This is a genomic window from Streptomyces sp. NPDC058964, assembly GCF_042741275.1.
Taxonomy (GTDB): Bacteria; Actinomycetota; Actinomycetes; order Streptomycetales; family Streptomycetaceae; genus Streptomyces.
Map to the genome: position 1 here is coordinate 26,782 of NZ_JBHYKH010000005.1, position 15,567 is coordinate 42,348.

15 protein-coding genes and 2 pseudogenes are annotated in these 15,567 nt (G+C 69.2%); 4 read left to right on the forward strand and 13 right to left on the reverse strand.

Annotated features, from left to right (window positions below; translation table 11 throughout):
* Both ACFW2E_RS01150 and ACFW2E_RS01155 read left to right on the forward strand, forming a co-directional pair.
* A pseudogene (locus tag ACFW2E_RS01150) lies at positions 1–458 on the forward strand (hypothetical protein); the annotation flags it as partial.
* A gap of 141 nt (positions 459–599) precedes the next feature.
* The gene (locus ACFW2E_RS01155) at positions 600–1,343 is read left to right on the forward strand and encodes a DUF6192 family protein (RefSeq protein ID WP_384459423.1); all 744 of its coding nucleotides are present in this window, start codon (positions 600–602) and stop codon (positions 1,341–1,343) included.
* Positions 1,344–2,045: 702 nt separating this feature from the next.
* Here ACFW2E_RS01155 and ACFW2E_RS01160 read toward each other — a convergent pair.
* Positions 2,046–2,780 (reverse strand): RHS repeat-associated core domain-containing protein, encoded by a 735-nt coding sequence (locus ACFW2E_RS01160; RefSeq protein WP_384459426.1) that lies wholly within the window; start codon positions 2,778–2,780, stop codon positions 2,046–2,048.
* 366 nt (positions 2,781–3,146) lie between these two features.
* Here ACFW2E_RS01160 and ACFW2E_RS01165 point away from each other — a divergent pair, with 366 nt between their 5' ends.
* Together ACFW2E_RS01165 and ACFW2E_RS01170 are read left to right on the forward strand one after the other, a co-directional pair.
* Complete coding sequence (locus ACFW2E_RS01165) at positions 3,147–3,632, forward strand: DUF2975 domain-containing protein (RefSeq protein ID WP_384459429.1); 486 nt, start codon at positions 3,147–3,149, stop codon at positions 3,630–3,632.
* A complete protein-coding gene (locus ACFW2E_RS01170) occupies positions 3,632–3,853 on the forward strand; it encodes a helix-turn-helix domain-containing protein (protein WP_384459432.1) in 222 nt (73 codons plus the stop codon). Before ACFW2E_RS01165 ends, ACFW2E_RS01170 begins: the two co-directional genes overlap by 1 nt.
* Before the next feature lie 205 nt (positions 3,854–4,058).
* On the opposite strand, the pseudogene ACFW2E_RS01175 reads toward ACFW2E_RS01170, so the two are convergent.
* From ACFW2E_RS01175 to ACFW2E_RS01230, 12 genes and pseudogenes are all read right to left on the reverse strand, one after another.
* Positions 4,059–4,303, reverse strand: a pseudogene (locus tag ACFW2E_RS01175) (hypothetical protein); the annotation flags it as partial.
* 110 nt (positions 4,304–4,413) lie between these two features.
* Positions 4,414–5,070, reverse strand: coding sequence for a 2OG-Fe(II) oxygenase (locus ACFW2E_RS01180; RefSeq protein ID WP_384459435.1), 657 nt, complete (start codon positions 5,068–5,070; stop codon positions 4,414–4,416).
* A 69-nt stretch (positions 5,071–5,139) separates the two neighbouring features.
* Entirely contained in the window at positions 5,140–6,309 is a 1,170-nt protein-coding gene (locus tag ACFW2E_RS01185) for a YcaO-like family protein (RefSeq protein ID WP_384459438.1), read from the reverse strand.
* Positions 6,302–7,711, reverse strand: a complete 1,410-nt coding sequence (locus ACFW2E_RS01190) for a TfuA-like protein (RefSeq protein ID WP_384459441.1) — start codon at positions 7,709–7,711, stop codon at positions 6,302–6,304. Before ACFW2E_RS01190 ends, ACFW2E_RS01185 begins: the two co-directional genes overlap by 8 nt.
* Positions 7,708–8,625, reverse strand: a complete 918-nt coding sequence (locus tag ACFW2E_RS01195; RefSeq protein WP_384459444.1) for a phytanoyl-CoA dioxygenase family protein — start codon at positions 8,623–8,625, stop codon at positions 7,708–7,710. Before ACFW2E_RS01195 ends, ACFW2E_RS01190 begins: the two co-directional genes overlap by 4 nt.
* A complete protein-coding gene (locus ACFW2E_RS01200; protein ID WP_384459447.1) occupies positions 8,622–9,944 on the reverse strand; it encodes an MFS transporter in 1,323 nt (440 codons plus the stop codon). The genes ACFW2E_RS01195 and ACFW2E_RS01200 overlap by 4 nt, the downstream gene beginning before the upstream one ends.
* Positions 9,941–11,512: an AMP-binding protein gene (locus tag ACFW2E_RS01205; protein WP_384459450.1), complete on the reverse strand. Its 1,572-nt coding sequence runs from the start codon at positions 11,510–11,512 to the stop codon at positions 9,941–9,943. Before ACFW2E_RS01205 ends, ACFW2E_RS01200 begins: the two co-directional genes overlap by 4 nt.
* A gap of 2 nt (positions 11,513–11,514) precedes the next feature.
* Entirely contained in the window at positions 11,515–11,757 is a 243-nt protein-coding gene (locus ACFW2E_RS01210; RefSeq protein WP_384459453.1) for an acyl carrier protein, read from the reverse strand.
* The gene (locus ACFW2E_RS01215; protein ID WP_384459456.1) at positions 11,758–12,804 is read right to left on the reverse strand and encodes an acyl-CoA dehydrogenase family protein; all 1,047 of its coding nucleotides are present in this window, start codon (positions 12,802–12,804) and stop codon (positions 11,758–11,760) included.
* Complete coding sequence (locus tag ACFW2E_RS01220) at positions 12,801–13,253, reverse strand: hypothetical protein (protein ID WP_384459459.1); 453 nt, start codon at positions 13,251–13,253, stop codon at positions 12,801–12,803. Before ACFW2E_RS01220 ends, ACFW2E_RS01215 begins: the two co-directional genes overlap by 4 nt.
* Positions 13,250–14,032 (reverse strand): hypothetical protein, encoded by a 783-nt coding sequence (locus ACFW2E_RS01225; protein ID WP_384459462.1) that lies wholly within the window; start codon positions 14,030–14,032, stop codon positions 13,250–13,252. Before ACFW2E_RS01225 ends, ACFW2E_RS01220 begins: the two co-directional genes overlap by 4 nt.
* Before the next feature lie 31 nt (positions 14,033–14,063).
* Positions 14,064–15,365, reverse strand: coding sequence for a hypothetical protein (locus ACFW2E_RS01230; protein WP_384459465.1), 1,302 nt, complete (start codon positions 15,363–15,365; stop codon positions 14,064–14,066).
* Positions 15,366–15,567 lie beyond the last annotated feature (202 nt).

The following is a 15,567-nucleotide window of genomic DNA, read 5'->3' on the forward strand; positions in this document are numbered from 1 at the left end:
AGATCGCCGCCGGCCGCTTCGCCGCCTCCCAGTACGCCACCGACGTGGTCGTCCGCTGGATCGACGGCGAGCTGACCCTCTACACCAACGTCAGCGCCGGCACCTTCGGCCAGGAACACCAACTGAAGCCGAAGAACGACACCTGGAAAGACGCCACACTCCTGACCGCCGGTGAATTCTCCGGCAACCAGAAGTGGGACCTCATGGTCCGCTGGACCGACGGCGAACTCGACAACTACGTCGGCACCACCACATCGGGCCTCGGCACCGAGCAGCGCATCCTGAACCCCAACGAGACCTGGACCCACGACGCGGCCATGACCACCGGCGACTACACCGGCAACAACCGCACCGACGACCTCGTCACCCGCTGGTCCGACGGCGAAACCACCATGTACACCGACACCGGCACCAACCACCTCGGAACCGAGCACATGCTCGTCGCCCCCACCTCCTGAACCCGCCAAAACCGCCCCCGGGCCGAACACGGAACACCGCGCACCGCCCGGGGGCACCAAAGCACCCGAGCACCAAAGCACCCGAGCACCGGAGCACCCGCCAGACTGGGCTGTCGCCGACGACAGGCGGAGATCCCGCCGATGAGACCACGCGTGCCGACCACCTCGCCGCCCGTCAAGATCGACGGAGAGCAGACGTACCTCTGGGGGGCCGTCGACGTGGACGGCAACGTCCTGGACATCCTCGTCCCGAACCGGCGGGACACCGCCGCGGCCAGGCGCTTCCGGCGCCGCCCGGCGGTGGCCTCTCAGGTCCCCGCGGAGGACAAGGTGCGGGCTGTAAAGGAGCTGACCCGGGATGACGAGATCGCCACGAGAGTGACCCAGAACCCGCTGCACCGTCCCGAGGTCGCCTTCCGGGCGATGGGGGAAGCCTTCCGCCGCGAGTCGCCGGTGGCACCAGCGGTCAACCGGATCGAGCACGCGATCGAGTTCCTCGACCTGTCAGGGGCCTGCCATAGGTTCGCCACCGCATCCTCCTCCGCCAGCGACACCCTCCGTCACCACCGAATGCGAGACAGGGTCGATAACTGGACAGACCCTCTGCGTCGTGGGCCGCCTTCGCTGGTACAGACGTGGTGCAGCCATGGCGTCAGGCGTGAACGGCCAAGGCGGGCTCCATCGTCGCAGTCGGCGAGGACCAGTTCGGTGCTTGCCCGTTGTCTTCTGGGACAGGCAGCGGTCGGCCTTGATGTTGATGATCGCCACTGCCGGTGTGCTTCCCTCGACCGGAGCACGGTCCGGGTCTTCCAGCGAGAAGCGCCACTCGTCACCGGAGTACCGTGCAGGCCAGACCCGCACAGCCGACGCCCTTCCTGTCCCTGAACCTCCCGCCTCCTGGCCTGCGGCCCGCGCGCGACCCGCAGCAACAACCCCAACGGACGAGCCTGCGCGTCCCGAATGGCGACACCTCCCACAGTGGCATACCGGCTGTGCATCCCCCTGCCCCCATTGCCACGGGGCGGTCCTGCACTGCGACAGGCCCCGCCTCACGAAGCCAGGGCAATCAGCAGGCTCAGCAGCGATCAAGGCTCTCGAGCCGATACAACCCACCTGCCCGGGCCCACCCCCACCAACGGGGCCGGCCCCTACTGGCCACGACCGCCATGGACGGCACGCCGCCGCCGGCCTCGACCGCGTCGATCGCCTGCGCACCGGCTCTCTCCGGTTGCCGTTGGGGCGTGCTCAGCGCTTTCTGGAAGAGCGGGTGGAAAGACCCGTTCTTCCAGGAGGAGCGCACCATGGCGCAACCGGTAAGTCGGCCGACGATCAGCGCTGAGCAGTTCAGCCGAGTGTGTGACGAGATCAGGAGCACGGCGGCGCCCGAGCAGGACGCTCGGGCGATCCGGGACTGCGCTCTGCGCATCGTGCAGACCCTGGGCCTGGCGCTGTCCACGGATGACCTGAGCAGGCTCCTCACCGAACTCATGGCCCCTGGGGCAGCCCCACCCTCAGGGAGTCCTCACTACACCCGGGAGTCCATCCTGGACATGCCTGACGAACAGCCAGGAGAGGATGAGGGTCCGGTCAGGTAGAGCGGGCCGTCGCGACTGATTGCTTCGCGGAGTGGGCCGGAACGCCGTCACCGTTCGGGAAGAGCGTGCGCTGCGCCATCCGCTTCCGGAGATTCCGTGCGCCGGCCGAGACCGACCTCAATCCTCGTGCCCCTGGGCAACCGGGTATCGATGACGATCGCTGCCGCTGCGGACGAGGCCTTGCGGCCAGGAGTGGCTTTTGTGTGGGGCGCGTGAGTCCCGCGCCGGGGGCCTCGTCCCCGGCGCCCCGTCTCGAGGGAACTCGGCTCAGCCGCCTCCGCATCCGCCGCACGGGCCCGTACCTGCGCGCCGGCGCGCTTCGCGGCGGCGAGGTGGGCAACGTCGTGGGGTTTCCGGGCGCAGCCGGGGTGACACTGCCCCCGCCGCCGCCCGCGCTGCCGCTGGAAGTCCCGGTGCCGCCCCCACTGCCGGATTTCTTGGATCCGCCGCAGCCGATGGCGCACTTGTTCATGGACGGGTCGTTGTACCAGTCGTCGTAACCCGTGGGATCGCTGCTGCTGGCGGGATTGTCGGCGGCGTAGGCGCAGCCGCCCATCCGGTCGGGGTCACCGGCCTGGAAGACCGGGTCCGGGGTGAGGAAGCGGCCCACGACGGGGTCGTAGTTGCGGGCGCCGAGCAGGTCGAGGCCGGTGACGGGATCCGCGGGCTGGCCGAGGAAGCCGTGGTTCTCGTCCGGCGCCACCCAGGAACTGGGCTTGGTGCGCACCCGAGGGGTCGTAGGAGCGGCGGGTGACGGCCAGGGTGGTGGCGTCGACGGCGGTCAGGGACGGGCCCGGCCGTATGAGCTCCCTCGGCACTCCGGATCCGTGCGCGGTCACGGCCGCGCCATGCGCACCGAGCTGCCGTGGTCGGGGCTGCGGCAGGGCCTCGGCGTAGTCGGGGGCGTCCGTTTTGTGGTCAAGCGAGGCCGGCTTCGACAAGATCAAGACGGTTCGCGCGTGTGCCATGCCACGGGAGGGGCGGCGGCGATGTCCCGTCACGGCGCGAACCGTCACCCACCTTCCGTCCCAGCCCTTGCTTCACTTATCGACATTCGATAGATTTCCATCGCAACTCGATGGAAGGGTGGACCATGGGAAAGCTGGCAGTTCGTGCGCTGCGCGCCGTGCTCGTGGTGGTGCTCGCCGGCACCGTGTTCGTACAGGCATCGATGGTGTGGGCGTTGGCCGCCGACCCGGAGGACGGGTCGCTCCCGCTCACCCCGCTGCGCGTGACCACGATCCTGGGCATGGTGTCGGCCCAGGTCGCCCTGGTCTGCGTATGGCGGCTGGTGACGATGGTGCGACGCGGAACCGTGTTCTCCCACGCCGCCTTCCGTTACGTGGACCTCGTGATCGGCGCCATCGTGGCGGCTGCCCTCGTGTGGTTCGCGGTCACGGCCCTCAATGCGCCGGGCCAGCGGGACGACCCGGGGGTCACCCTCATCATGGGCGGGGTCGGCGTGGCCATCCTGGGGGTCGCGCTCATCGTGCTCGTGCTGCGGATGCTGCTCGCCCAGGCCGTCGCGCGCGACGTCGAAGCGGCGCAGATGCAGGCCGAGTTGGACGAGGTGATCTGATGCCGATCGCCGTCGACATCGACGTGATGCTGGCCAGGCGGAAGATGTCCGTGGGCGAGCTCGCGGACCGCGTCGGCATCACGCCCGCCAACCTGGCGGTACTCAAGAACGGGCGCGCCAAGGCGGTGCGCTTCGCGACGCTCGCCGCGCTCTGCGAGGTGCTCGAGTGCCAGCCGGGCGACCTGCTGCGCTGGGAGGCCGAGGACGCCGGGGGCGGATGACGTGCCCCCGGGCGGGCGTGAAAACGCCTGGCACCACCGGCCTGACACGGCACGTGGACCGCATGGACGTGGACCGCCGATCAGGCAGGTGGCCCGCGAGAGCGGCTGCTCCTCGCCCACCCGATGCGAACTCGCCGCCCGGTACGCGACTTCGAGCGGCGCACCACCAGCACCGAGGCGCTGATCTACTGGTCGATGATCGGGCTCATGACCCGCCGCCTGGCACGGCCACACCCTGCGCGAGGGTGTACCGGCCCGGCTGCTGCTCGGCCGGCCAGCCGCGGGCGACCAGGCGTTTCGCTTTCGACCGCAGTGCCTCCACCCGCACGTCCATGCCGAACACGGCGGCCATTTCCTGGCAGGTCAGCGGGCCTTGATGGAGCCAGGCCCGGTCAGCGAGCGCGGTGAGGATGCGCTGGTAGTCACCGACAGCACCGACCAGGCCAGCCCCTGGCATTGGCGCCTGCGCCCTCGGCTTCGCCGGATCCCGCGGCGCCGACCGCGCGTCCGCAGACAACAGCTTCCAACGCCTCGGCCAATGACAGCGCAGGTCAGAATAGTTAATGAGGGCTGGCCAGGACGAACCCGGCGAACGCGCATCGCATGCCCTCGGCACTCAGGTCGGTCCGCTGAATCGAGTGTGGCGTGTTCGCCTCCAAGAGCACGAGGCGATTGGGCTTGGGCATAACGATGACCGGGTTGAGCGGACTGTCCATGATCTCCTCGTCGGCCAGCTCGGCCGAGCGGGACTCGGCGTCGAGGATCGCCAGGGCGCCGCCCCACGACGCGTGCCATCGCCGGTGCACGTAGTAGATGAACGCGCCCAGCTTCTGTGAGCCCTGGTCCCTGTGCCAGTGCAACTGAGATCCGCCCGGGTAGCCCCATGGCGTGAAGACCATCGTCACCTGATCGTCCGGCTCCCCGCCGGACCGGAACAGGTCGAAGTTCTCCCGCACCCGCGCGACCACGGCGTTCTCCCAGCGGCTGTCCGCCGCCCCGGGTGCCGTCAGCCGCCGCTGGACGCTGCGGCCGCGCAGGCTCGGCCCGTCCAGCTTCTCGAACTTGTTCGTCGTACGCGGCGTGAGCTCCAGCCGTTCGAACAGCGCCGCCACCGCCTCGAAGTCGGCGGGCACCAACAGGTCGTCGTAGACGCGGTAACGATCGCCGTGGGAGTGCAACGTGCCTGCCACGGCTACCGGGCTTTGTGTTGTGTCCATCGGAGCCTCCTGTGCGATGACGGATAGTGCCTGTCGATCGGTGCGCGAAGGATCGACTGGCGCGTGGCCTCAGTACCGGGGACGCGGAACCACGTGCCGGTCGGCGAAGCGCAGGCCAGGCGCGACGACTTTGACCACCGCGAAGTCGTCGGCCGTGCTCAAGTCGACCAGAATCGGTTCGACACCGGTGTGCTCCTCGATGCGGCGGCTGATCCAGGAGACCTCCTCGGTGACGTCATCGAACTCCACGTGACCGCGGTCCGCGACATCGGCGAATGGGACGAGTTCCGGCGGCCCGACCGGCTTGAGGCCGGTACCACGCTGGACGTGCGCGTACATGGGCGCGAGGTCGTCGCGGCTGCCGGCGATCGCGGTGAGCCGGCTCTGTACCGCCTCGGTAATGGCCCGCGACAGCGCCACCCCGACCGACGAGTGTGCGCCCGTGCCGACCGAGAACACCGGAAAGTCGTAGCTCCACACGTACGCGACGAAGCAGGGCAGGCCCCAGCGGTTGGGCACCATCGTGATCTCGAAGACCGCGTCGGTGGCCCGGATCCGGTCAATCAGCTCGGCGCAGGTGGGCTCGTCGACGGTCGCCGGGTCGACGGTGATACGTCCCTCGACGGACTTGGTCAGGTGCTCCAGCGAGTTGCGCTCGAGAACCTCGTAGATGGCGTGCAGGGTCGCCTCGGCCAGGTCGTTGCCCGAGGCCAGCCCGTTGCTGCCGTTGCGCATGCCGAGAGGCGACCAGCCCGGGGTCAGGTTGCGGGCCATGTGAATCATGTGGTGCGGAACCAGTACGGGCCGCCCCGTGCACAGCCCGGTGCCGGTGAGCCAGTCCAGTGCCGTACGGTCGCCGACCAGGCCGCCGCGATAGATGTCGAGCCGGTCGAGTGAGTACGGCAGGCCCAACTCGGTGGCCGGGGTGGCCCGGACATCGGCGGGCGGACATCCGTACTCGGCGTGCCACAGCTCGATGGACTCCATCACCGCCGAGATCTTTGCGAGCAGCAGCGAGTGTCCCTTGCCTTGGGAGACGCTCAAGGTACGCGAGAGCGGGCGGACCGCCATGCAGACCGGGATGCCGATGACATCCAGCCCGGTGACGTCGGCGACCCTGGTGACGCCGTAGCGCCGCAGGTGCGGCCGCATGACCTCCCAGGTGTCCTCCGGCATCCGGGTGCGGTGGGTGCCGGTGTAGAAGACTTTCGAGGCGCTGCTGGTCAGCTGGTCAGACATGGGCGGGGCTCTCTCCGTCGCGCTGCAGGATCATCGCGCCCAGGGGCGCCGTGTGCGCCGCGTTGCGCAGATAGAAGGGCCGGGCCGCCTTGATCACCTCGTCGAGCGAGATGAAGCCGCGGTCGCGGGCGGCCGCCTCCAGCGGAGGGTCGCCGGCGCCGGGTGCCAGTCCCCAGGTGGCGGCAAGGTGCGCCGCCACCCGGTCCGGCCGCAGTCTGTCGATGTGCCGGGTATAAGAGATCTCCTCGAGGCGGCGGTTGATGCCGAGGGCCTCGGCGACCGCCTTCTCGGTGCCGGGCACGTCCGTGAGTAGCGCGTCCTCGTCGTACGGCACCCTGGTGAAGTCCGGTGACTTGCAAGAGGATCGGACCAGGATCCGCAGCATCCGCTGCTCGTCGTCAAGCACGGCCCGCTCCTCGTCGGTGAGCCAAACCCGCTGCCGGTCCTCGGCGAGCAACTCGAGCCCGAGTTCGTCGCGGGTCGCAACGGCGAGCGCCCGGGCCGCGAGCGGGAGGCCGGCCGGCGGCGGGACCGGCGCCGAGATGACGATCCGGCGCAGGACATGCCGCTCCCAGCGCCGCGGGAAGTCCGGGTCGTAGATCTGCTGGTAGTTGAAGACGGCCAGCCCGGACCCGAACGGCGCCGCCTCTCCGGGGCTTCGGAACTCCGCGGTCCACCGGGCAAGGTGCATGGTGCGCCACCGAACGTCGGTCCGCCAGCCGTGCTCGGCGTCCGGGCTCGGCGTGAGGGTGCCCGTGCCGACCGCGTCCAGGGCGAGCAAGGCGTCGGCGCGCTTCAGGTCGCCGGCGTCGGGTTCCGCGGCAAGCATGTGCCGCACGGCTTCGGCGGCCAGGCCCAGCTGCGGGTCGAGCTGGACTGCCGTCCTCTCGATCGACCGCCACTGGCGCTGCGGATAGGGCATCGCTCGGGCGACCTCGACCAGACGCTCCGCATCGGCGGCGCTGATGATGCCGCGGTCGGCGCAGACCGCCGCTCCGTGCCGGATGTTGACGAGCGCCTCGCTGACCATCCGCCAGTCGGGCGGCGGCGTGTGCATGACCGCGACCTCGTCGTCGGCGTCGATGACCTGGTCCCGGTACATCTCGAAGACCCGGCCGATGCCGATCATGCCGTACTGGTGCATCTCGGCGGCCCGCAGCGCTCCCATGCTCGAGGAGCCGACGACGATCGCGCCGTCGGCCATGGCGTCGAGGATCTCCTTGTGCCGGACCGGGGGTTGCTGATGGAACAGCCCGTCGATGATGAGGACGGTGTCGCCTGTGCCTGGCCGCAGCCGCAGCAGATCGCCGTGCCGGATCGGCGGGTGCACGACAGCATCCGAAACGTGGCGACGGACCTCGTCGTGCCCCAGCGTCGGTCCCGCGAAGACGTGAACGGTCATCGGCGGACGGTGCCTTCCTTGAGCCGCACGATCATGCGGCGGGTGGTCTCGATCGGCGTCTCGTCGTCTTCGGCCGGTGGGCGCAGCGGGACGCCGACGTTGAGCCCGTCGACCCGCTCGTTCCATTCCTGCCAACCGCGGAACGGGATGCTCTCCCCTTCGGCGTACTTGGGATACGGCCGGTAGAAGTTCACGTCCTCGACCGGCTTGCCGCGCACCAGGATTGGGTCCAGGTACAGCTTGTCGCTGCTGATCCGGGTCGAGGTGGAGATGTAGCCCAGGTCGAGGCCGCAACGCCGCTTTGCCGAGCGGTTCGGGCCTGAGCTGTGCAGCAAGTGCGGGTGGTGGATGGAGACGTCGCCGGGCTGCAGCTCGATGTCGACGATGCCGTGCTCGTGCGCCCACTCGTCGACGATCCCCTCGTCGGCGGTGGAGAAGAGCATGTTGGGCTCGTCGACGCGCAGGCTCGGGTCGTGCAGCGGCAGCCGGTGGCTGCCCGGGATCATCCGCAGGCAACCGTTCTCGGTCGTGCTCGCGTCGATGGCGACCCACACGGTGAGCGCCTCCATCGGCATGAGCTTCCAGTACGCGCCGTCCTGGTGCCACAGCACCGGCTGCCCGTCGTACGGCGGCTTGCATATGTAGTGCGAGGTGAACGACGCGAGGTTCGGCCCGAGGAAGAACTCGGCGATGTCCACCAGCGCCGGATCGGCGATCATGCGGACCCAGAACGCGTCGTGCCGGATCAGTGGGTGGTGGAAGTGCTCGGGCCGCAGGTCCGGATACTTCCGCTCGAGCCACTTGACGTGCTCGTCCGCCTCGGCGATCAGGTCGGGTTGCACGACACCGCGAATGATCGAGAAACCCTGCTCCGCGTACTCCTTGACGGTCTGCTCAAGGTCCACTGTGCTCACGATGAGTTACTCTCCGATCGGCTTTGGGGTTTGCGCTGCTCGTCGGGCACTTCCCACTCGGGCGGTAGCGTGCGGTATCCGCGCAGTGGGGAGCGCAGAAGGATGACGGTCGGCACGGCCATTTCCAGAACGGCGACCCAGAGGGTGGTGGAGGTCGAGAATGCGCTCGCCACCACGCCCGAGGTCAGCCCGCCGACCGTGGTGGCTCCGCGCGTGACGACCACGTACGCCGCCGAGACGCGTCCGAGGTACTCGTTCGGGGTGACCCGTGCGCGCAGCCCGGCCCCGGCAATGGACCGTCCGACGATGACGAAGTTGATGCCGATCGCGGCGATGAAGGCCAGCGGTACCGCGGCCGCCCGGAATACCGCGGCCAGCGGCATGGTCAGCAGCACCACCGGCGCCAGGCCCGCGAAGAGCAGGGTCATCCGGATCTCGCCGTAGCGGCGGCGCAGCCGCGGGCAGACCAGCGAGGAGATCACGCCGGAGACGGCGCCGAGCGACGCCTGCAGGCCGAACTCGAACGGGGTCATGCCGATCTCGCGGACGAGAAAGAACGGGAGGATCGCGAGCAACAGCCCGACGCCGAAGGTGAAGAGCGAGGTCTGCACGAGCATGAGCCGCAGGAACGGCTGCCGCAGCGAGAACACCACGCCCTCGGCTATCTCCTCGCGGAAGCGGCGCTTGGCCGTCCGCTCGGGCCGTACGGCGTCCCGGACCTTGACGCCGAGGACCAAGAGCGCCGATCCGCCATGGCACACGGCCGCGAACAGGTAGAGCAGCGGCGCCGCGATCGTCTGCGTCAGCACGCCCGCCACGCTCGGCGAGACGGCCTGGATGGCGTTCTCCGAGGTCTGCAGCCTGGCGTTGGCATCCGCGATGATCCGCTTCGGCATGAGCTGGGGCAGGATGCTGGTGTGCGCGATGTCGAAGAACACCGCGGCTGTGCTCTCCACCAGCGCCACCAGCATCATCTGCGTGACGGTCAGAGAACCGAGCAGGTACGCGACCGGCACGCTGGCGAAGGCCAGCGCGTAGCAGAGGTCCGAAGCGATCAGCACCGACTTCTTGTTCCAGCGGTCGATCCAGACGCCGGCCGGCAGTCCGAACAGCAGGTAGCCCGCCCTGCCGCAGGCGAAGATCAGGCCGACCGCGAGCGGGCCGGCATGCAACAGCAGCACCGCGGTGATCGGCAGCGCCAGGCCGGCGACCTCGCCCGCCGAGTACCGCAAGCCGTTGGCGCCCCACAGCCGCCGGAACGCCGGCAGCCGCAAGACTTCGACCTCCTCGGGTTGCCCGACGTCGAGACTCCCGCTCACGCGCGGCCCCCGTCGCCGACGACCTGCGTACGGTCCTGGCCGTGCAGGATCCGTTGCGCCCGCTGCGCCAGAGATTGGCGGTCCACCTTGCCGTTGGTGAGTTTCGGCAGATCACCGACGACCTCGATGATCCGCTCGGGGAGCATGTAACGGGGTACCCGGGCGCTGAGTGCCTCGTTCAGCGCTGCCCCGCCGGTCGGCCGGTCCGCACTGACAAACGCGATGATGACGGTGTTCATCTCCTGATCCCGCGCACCCAAGGCGACCGCCTCGTGCACGCCCTCGATCGCCGCGAGGTATCGCTCGACCTCGCCGAGCTCCACGCGGAAGCCGCGGGTCTTGATCTGGCCGTCGCGCCGGCCGATGAACTCCAACTCGCCCGAGGAGCCCTGGAGCACGAGGTCGCCGGTCGCGTACCAGGGCTCACCGGCGACCCGGACGAACGCTTTGGCGGTGTCCGCCGGATCGAGGTACGAAGCCATCATGGTGGGCCCGCGCACGAGCAGTTCTCCGGGTTCGCCCGGCGGCACCGGCAGCAGGTCGTCGCCGACCAGCACGATGTCGGTGCCCGGCAGCGAGCGTCCGATCGGGATCACCGCGTCCGGGGCGAGCCGCGCAGCCGGCAGCTCGTAGAAGGTGCAGACGTTACTCTCGGTCGGCCCGTAGACGTTGAGGAATCGGGCCTGGGGCAGTCCGTCCAGCAGGATGTTCATGTCACCGGCCTGCATGACCTCGCCGCCGAAGACGACCGCCCGGACGCTCGTCAGCTCGCCCAGCATGTCCTTTCCGCGCCGGGCGAGCCAAGCCATCGTCGAGGTCACCGCGTACAGAACGGTCGCGCCGACATCGCGGCAGTACGCCAAATACTTGCGGGGGAACGCGGCCGCGGCCGACGGAAGCAGCGCAACGGTGGCACCCACCCGGGCCGCTCCGAACAGGTGCAGCGTCGAGGGATCGAAGTGCAGCGGGGCCGAGTTGACGACGACGTCGTCGCACGTGAGCGCCAGCTCGGTCACGGCCCAGTCGATGAAGGCCAGGGCGCTGCTCTGAGTGTGCACCACGCCCTTGGGCCGTCCGGTGCTGCCCGAGGTGTGCAGTACGTACGCCAGCGACTCCACAGGCTCGCGCGGGGTGCCCGGCCAGGGCGCCAGCCAGAGGTCGCCGGCGACGACGTCGCCCGGCGTGGCCGGCCGCCATTCGAGGGCCGGCATGGCCTCGTCCCACCGATCCTTCGTGACGCCGTCCGCCAGCAGCAGGCGCGGGCGGGTGAGCCCAACGATGAGCTCCGCGCGGGCGATCGGCCCGTCGGGGTCGACCGGCACGAATCCGGCCTCCGCGCGCAGGATGCCATGGATGGCGGCCACGGCCGCCACGTTCTTCCGACCGTGCCAGATGACGCAGTCGCCGACGCGGACGCCCGCGGCAGTCAGGGCCGCGGCCAGGTCCGCCACGAGCGCGTCGAGGGCGCGGTAGGTCAGCGTCGCGATCCCGTCGGTCACTGCCGCGCGGTCCGGATGGGTGAGCGCGGTGACACGCAACTCGTCGGCGAGGCTGGGTGAACCGGGCATGCTCAGCAACCCTTGGACTTCAGGAACGCGACGATCGCGCGGAGGTTGTCGAAGTTCTCCGGATCGATCTCGCTGTCGGGGATGTGGACGTCGAACTCCTTCTCCAACCGCACGATCAGGCTGATCAGCGCGAGCGAGTCGATGATGCGCTCGGCGATCAGCGGCGTGTCTGCGTCGATCCGGCGGCCGGGTGCGACGTCCTGAACGATGGAGTGCACCGTGGCGAGCAACGGTTCGTCGGACATCTACAGTCCCAACCCTTCGGCGATAACCTTGATCTGCATGTCGGTGGTGCCCGAGTAGTAACGGCTCGCGACGGCGTCGGCCAGGAGCTGGACGGTCCCGTTCTCCGGGAGCAGGGCGTAGCCGCCGTACACGTCGGGCAGCGCGTCGCAGAATGTGTTGAACTCGGCGCTCACGTGCAACTTGGTCAGCGAAGCCCGGCCGTGGTCGAGGTGCCCGGCGTCGGCCAGCCGCGCGGTGCCCTCCAGGAATTCCCGGGCGCTGGTCAGGCTCAGGTGCATCTGCACGATCCGGCCGCGTACGGCGTCGTAGGAGCCGATCGAGCGGCCGAACTGGACCCGTTCGCGGGCATGCCCCACCGCGAGGCGCAGGGCTCGTGACATCAGCCCGATTGTCGGGGCCAGGATGAACGCGCGCTCGTACCGCATCGCGTGCATGAGCACGGCGAAGCCGCTGCCGACCCGGCCGAGCCTGGCCCCGTCGGCCACCCGGCATCCGTCCAGCCGCAGGAGGTTGAAGCGAGCGCCGGGCAGTGCCGTCTTCGGAATCTCGGCGCCGATCTCAAGTCCCGGCGTCTCCCGCGGGATGAGGAACGCGGTGAGGCCGCCGAGGGCGCTGCCATCCGCCGTACGGGCGAGGACCAGGAAGACATCGGCGAGCGGACCGTTGGTCACGAAGGTCTTGGTGCCGGACAGCACCCACCCCCCCGACGGCTCGTCGCGCTCTGCCCGGGTCCGCAGCGAGAGCAGGTCTGATCCAGCCTCCGGCTCAGTGCCGGCGAACGCGCCGACCAGTTCTCCGGCGAGCGAGCGGCTCAGGTACTCCTCGTGCTGGGTCGGTGAGCCGAACTCGACCACGGGCGACTGGAAAGCCCAGAGGTGTGCTGAGAGCGCGAACGGCGGCCCGGAGATGCCGGTGTCTTCGGCCATCGCGGCCACCGTGGAGCAGACCTTCTGATAACCGGTGCCCGAGCCGCCGAGCTGCACGGGCACGGGCGCCGTGAACAGCCCGAGGTCTGCGGCTGCCGCCCAGGAGGTCGCCGTGGTCATCGCGCACCCCCGTCGACGGCGGAGGTCTTCTCCGCAGCCCAGAGGAAGGCGTGGTGGGCCTTGACCATGCCGAGGTCGCTGATCAGCGGCGGGTCGTCCACGGTCGGGCCGAGCACCATGAGGTCCACGTGCTGTCCGGTGCCCATGGTCTCGGCGAGCCAGGCGAAGACCCGCTCCGGCACGCCCAGTCCGCGGAACCGCCTGCCCAGCTTGATCTCGTGCAGCAGAAAACGGGGCGGGTGGCCTGGGGCGAGCCCACCGAGCGGGGTGAGGGCGAACGCGGCGGCGAGCTTGCCGTCGAGCTCGACGACGTAGTACGCCGTGCCGGACTCAGGCCGCGGCGCGCTGAGTCGCTCGGCGAACTCAGCGGGCTCGCCCTGGCGGAAAATGCCCGGCAACGCCGGCGCATCGCCCGGCACCGCCGACCGGATCATGACGGCATTGCTCATCGCTGTCCGCCTACGGCCTTGTGCGGCGCGGGCGCGTCGGCGCGGTGCCGCTCCCAGTCGGCGATCGCGCGGGTCAGCTGCGCTTCGTAATCGGCGTCGGACATGAAGCCGTGGTCGCGACCGTTGTTCAGCCGGACCGCGCGGGCGCCCTCGCCGTAGCCGATCCGGTTCATGATGGGACGCAGGTGCGCGAGCGCGTAGTACGCCTCCTTCTCGTTCACCATGGCGTGCAGGTAGCGCCGTACACCCGGGGTGAGCCACTCGTCCATCTGCCTTGTCGTCGGCACCGGCGCCCCCCAGTGCGGCAGGTGCAGGAACGGCGCCGCGTACTCCTTCCACTGCCACAACACGGTCGGGTCGTCGTGCGGCGCCGTGACGAACGCGAGGTCGTCGGCACCGGCCCGCATCCAGTACTTGAGGGCCGCGTAGCCGCCGGAGGAGAGCCCATGCCACACAGTGCCGGTGAGCCCGTACTCCCGCATGATCGATTCGCGCAGGGCCAGCAACTGAGCCATGAACTCGTCCTCGCCGAGGAGGAACCACCCACAGTTGGATCCCCGGGTGTGCATGTGGATGGGGTCGCAGACGAAGAGGCAGGCCTCCCGCGTCGAGTTCGCCCACTGCCGACGGGCGAAGACCGGCGGCGCGTGCGACTCGATCCGGCTCGCCCCGTGAAAGAGCACGTGCAGGTACGGGCTGACCGGTTCGTCGGGCACCGCCGCGTCGTACTCGAGAACGTAGCCAGCCGAGTGGCGGAGCGCGCCCCGTCCCAGTGCCACTTGTCGTACCTCCATTGCGATGTGAAACAGATCAGCCTAGATAGATTTCGTCGAATTTCCGCGGGATGACAGCGGGGAAGAGCAATGGCGTACGGCGTGGTCGCGGACTGTCCTCGACGGGTTCCAGATCGCCGGTTCTTGGATTACTCACCATCGTGCGTGGAGAGAACGTCGTCCGAGACCGGGCTGCAGCCTTCTCCAAATGATGAACGACGGATTCGTGCACCACGGCGTCGGCGCGGGTCACTTTATAGAGAAAACTTGGACCGATGTCGCGCACCAATTGCGCGGGCACTTTGTCCGGGAGCGTCAAGGAATAATATCTTGGCCAATCCCGGAGACCGCCACGCTGCCACCAGGAACGGCCGAACGGCCGCATGCCGGAGAACATGGCAAAACTCCACTCCAGCTTTACACCGCAGTAGACGAGCGCGGCGTTGAGGAGGAATAGCGCGCCGACTACCCAATGCGCGACGGCCGCCGCGGGCAAAACAGCCGGCCCGCCCGCGCGAGAATAGGACAGGGCGATGGCCGCGAGCACACCGAATGCGGTGCTGTCCACGGCATCGCGGACGACGAACGGCCATCCGCGCAGTTTCCCGGCCCGCCACCGGAACACCACCGCCGCGACCAGGCTCACCGGCAACGCGATCCAGGCCGGATTGTGTGGGACTGGTAGCACCGGACCCACGGCGTCGGGCGAGAGGGCGGCGGTCCAGAGCACCATCGCGATGACGGCGAACGGGAAGTTACCGGTGATGCCGAACATCCAGTGCATCGCCAGGGCCATGTACATGGCCCACAGCTCCATGCCGGGCACCATGATCAGGACCCCGACGACCAGCTCGACCGCGACCACCACGGTCGGCACCCAGCGCAGCAGGTGGGCGGGCACACGGAGCCCGACCGCACGCGCGTAGTGGTCCGCGATCACCCGGCCGGGGCTGCGTTGGCCGAACAGGTATTCACTGGTCATCTTGAAAACGGCCGCCGACAGGTACAGACCGGCGAGAAGGTCCCGGAACACCACGGGTGTCACGCCGACGGGGACGCACGCGAGCACGAGCAGGCTGATCGCGGCGAGCCACACGTGGTTGGCCAGGCGCCGCTGCACCGACAGGAGCCAGAGCAGAACGAGAACCAGCCCCACGACAAGGCCGCCGGCGGGCCTCAACAGCACGGCAACCAGGGCCGCCGGCAACGCGGCGAGCTGCAGCAGGACGGTCAGCCGCGGCGGCAGCGCGACGGCGAAAACCGGCGCCACGTTGCGGCGGATCTCCGCGAGGCCGAACTCGGTAACCCGGCCGACCTGGTGAACCAGCAGTCCGCCCACGATCAGCGCCGGCGTACTCAGAACATATGACGGCATTCCCGTGCGACGACCTCTCCCCCGATTTCACGTGCGATGAGAGATGAGGCAGGAAGCAACCACGAGAGAGCCCCCCGCCCCATCTCTTACATCCACTCCTCAGCGAAACGAGAAACTATTCAAGAATCGCTCAGGATTTGATTCAGGACTCGCGATCGAGCCCCGG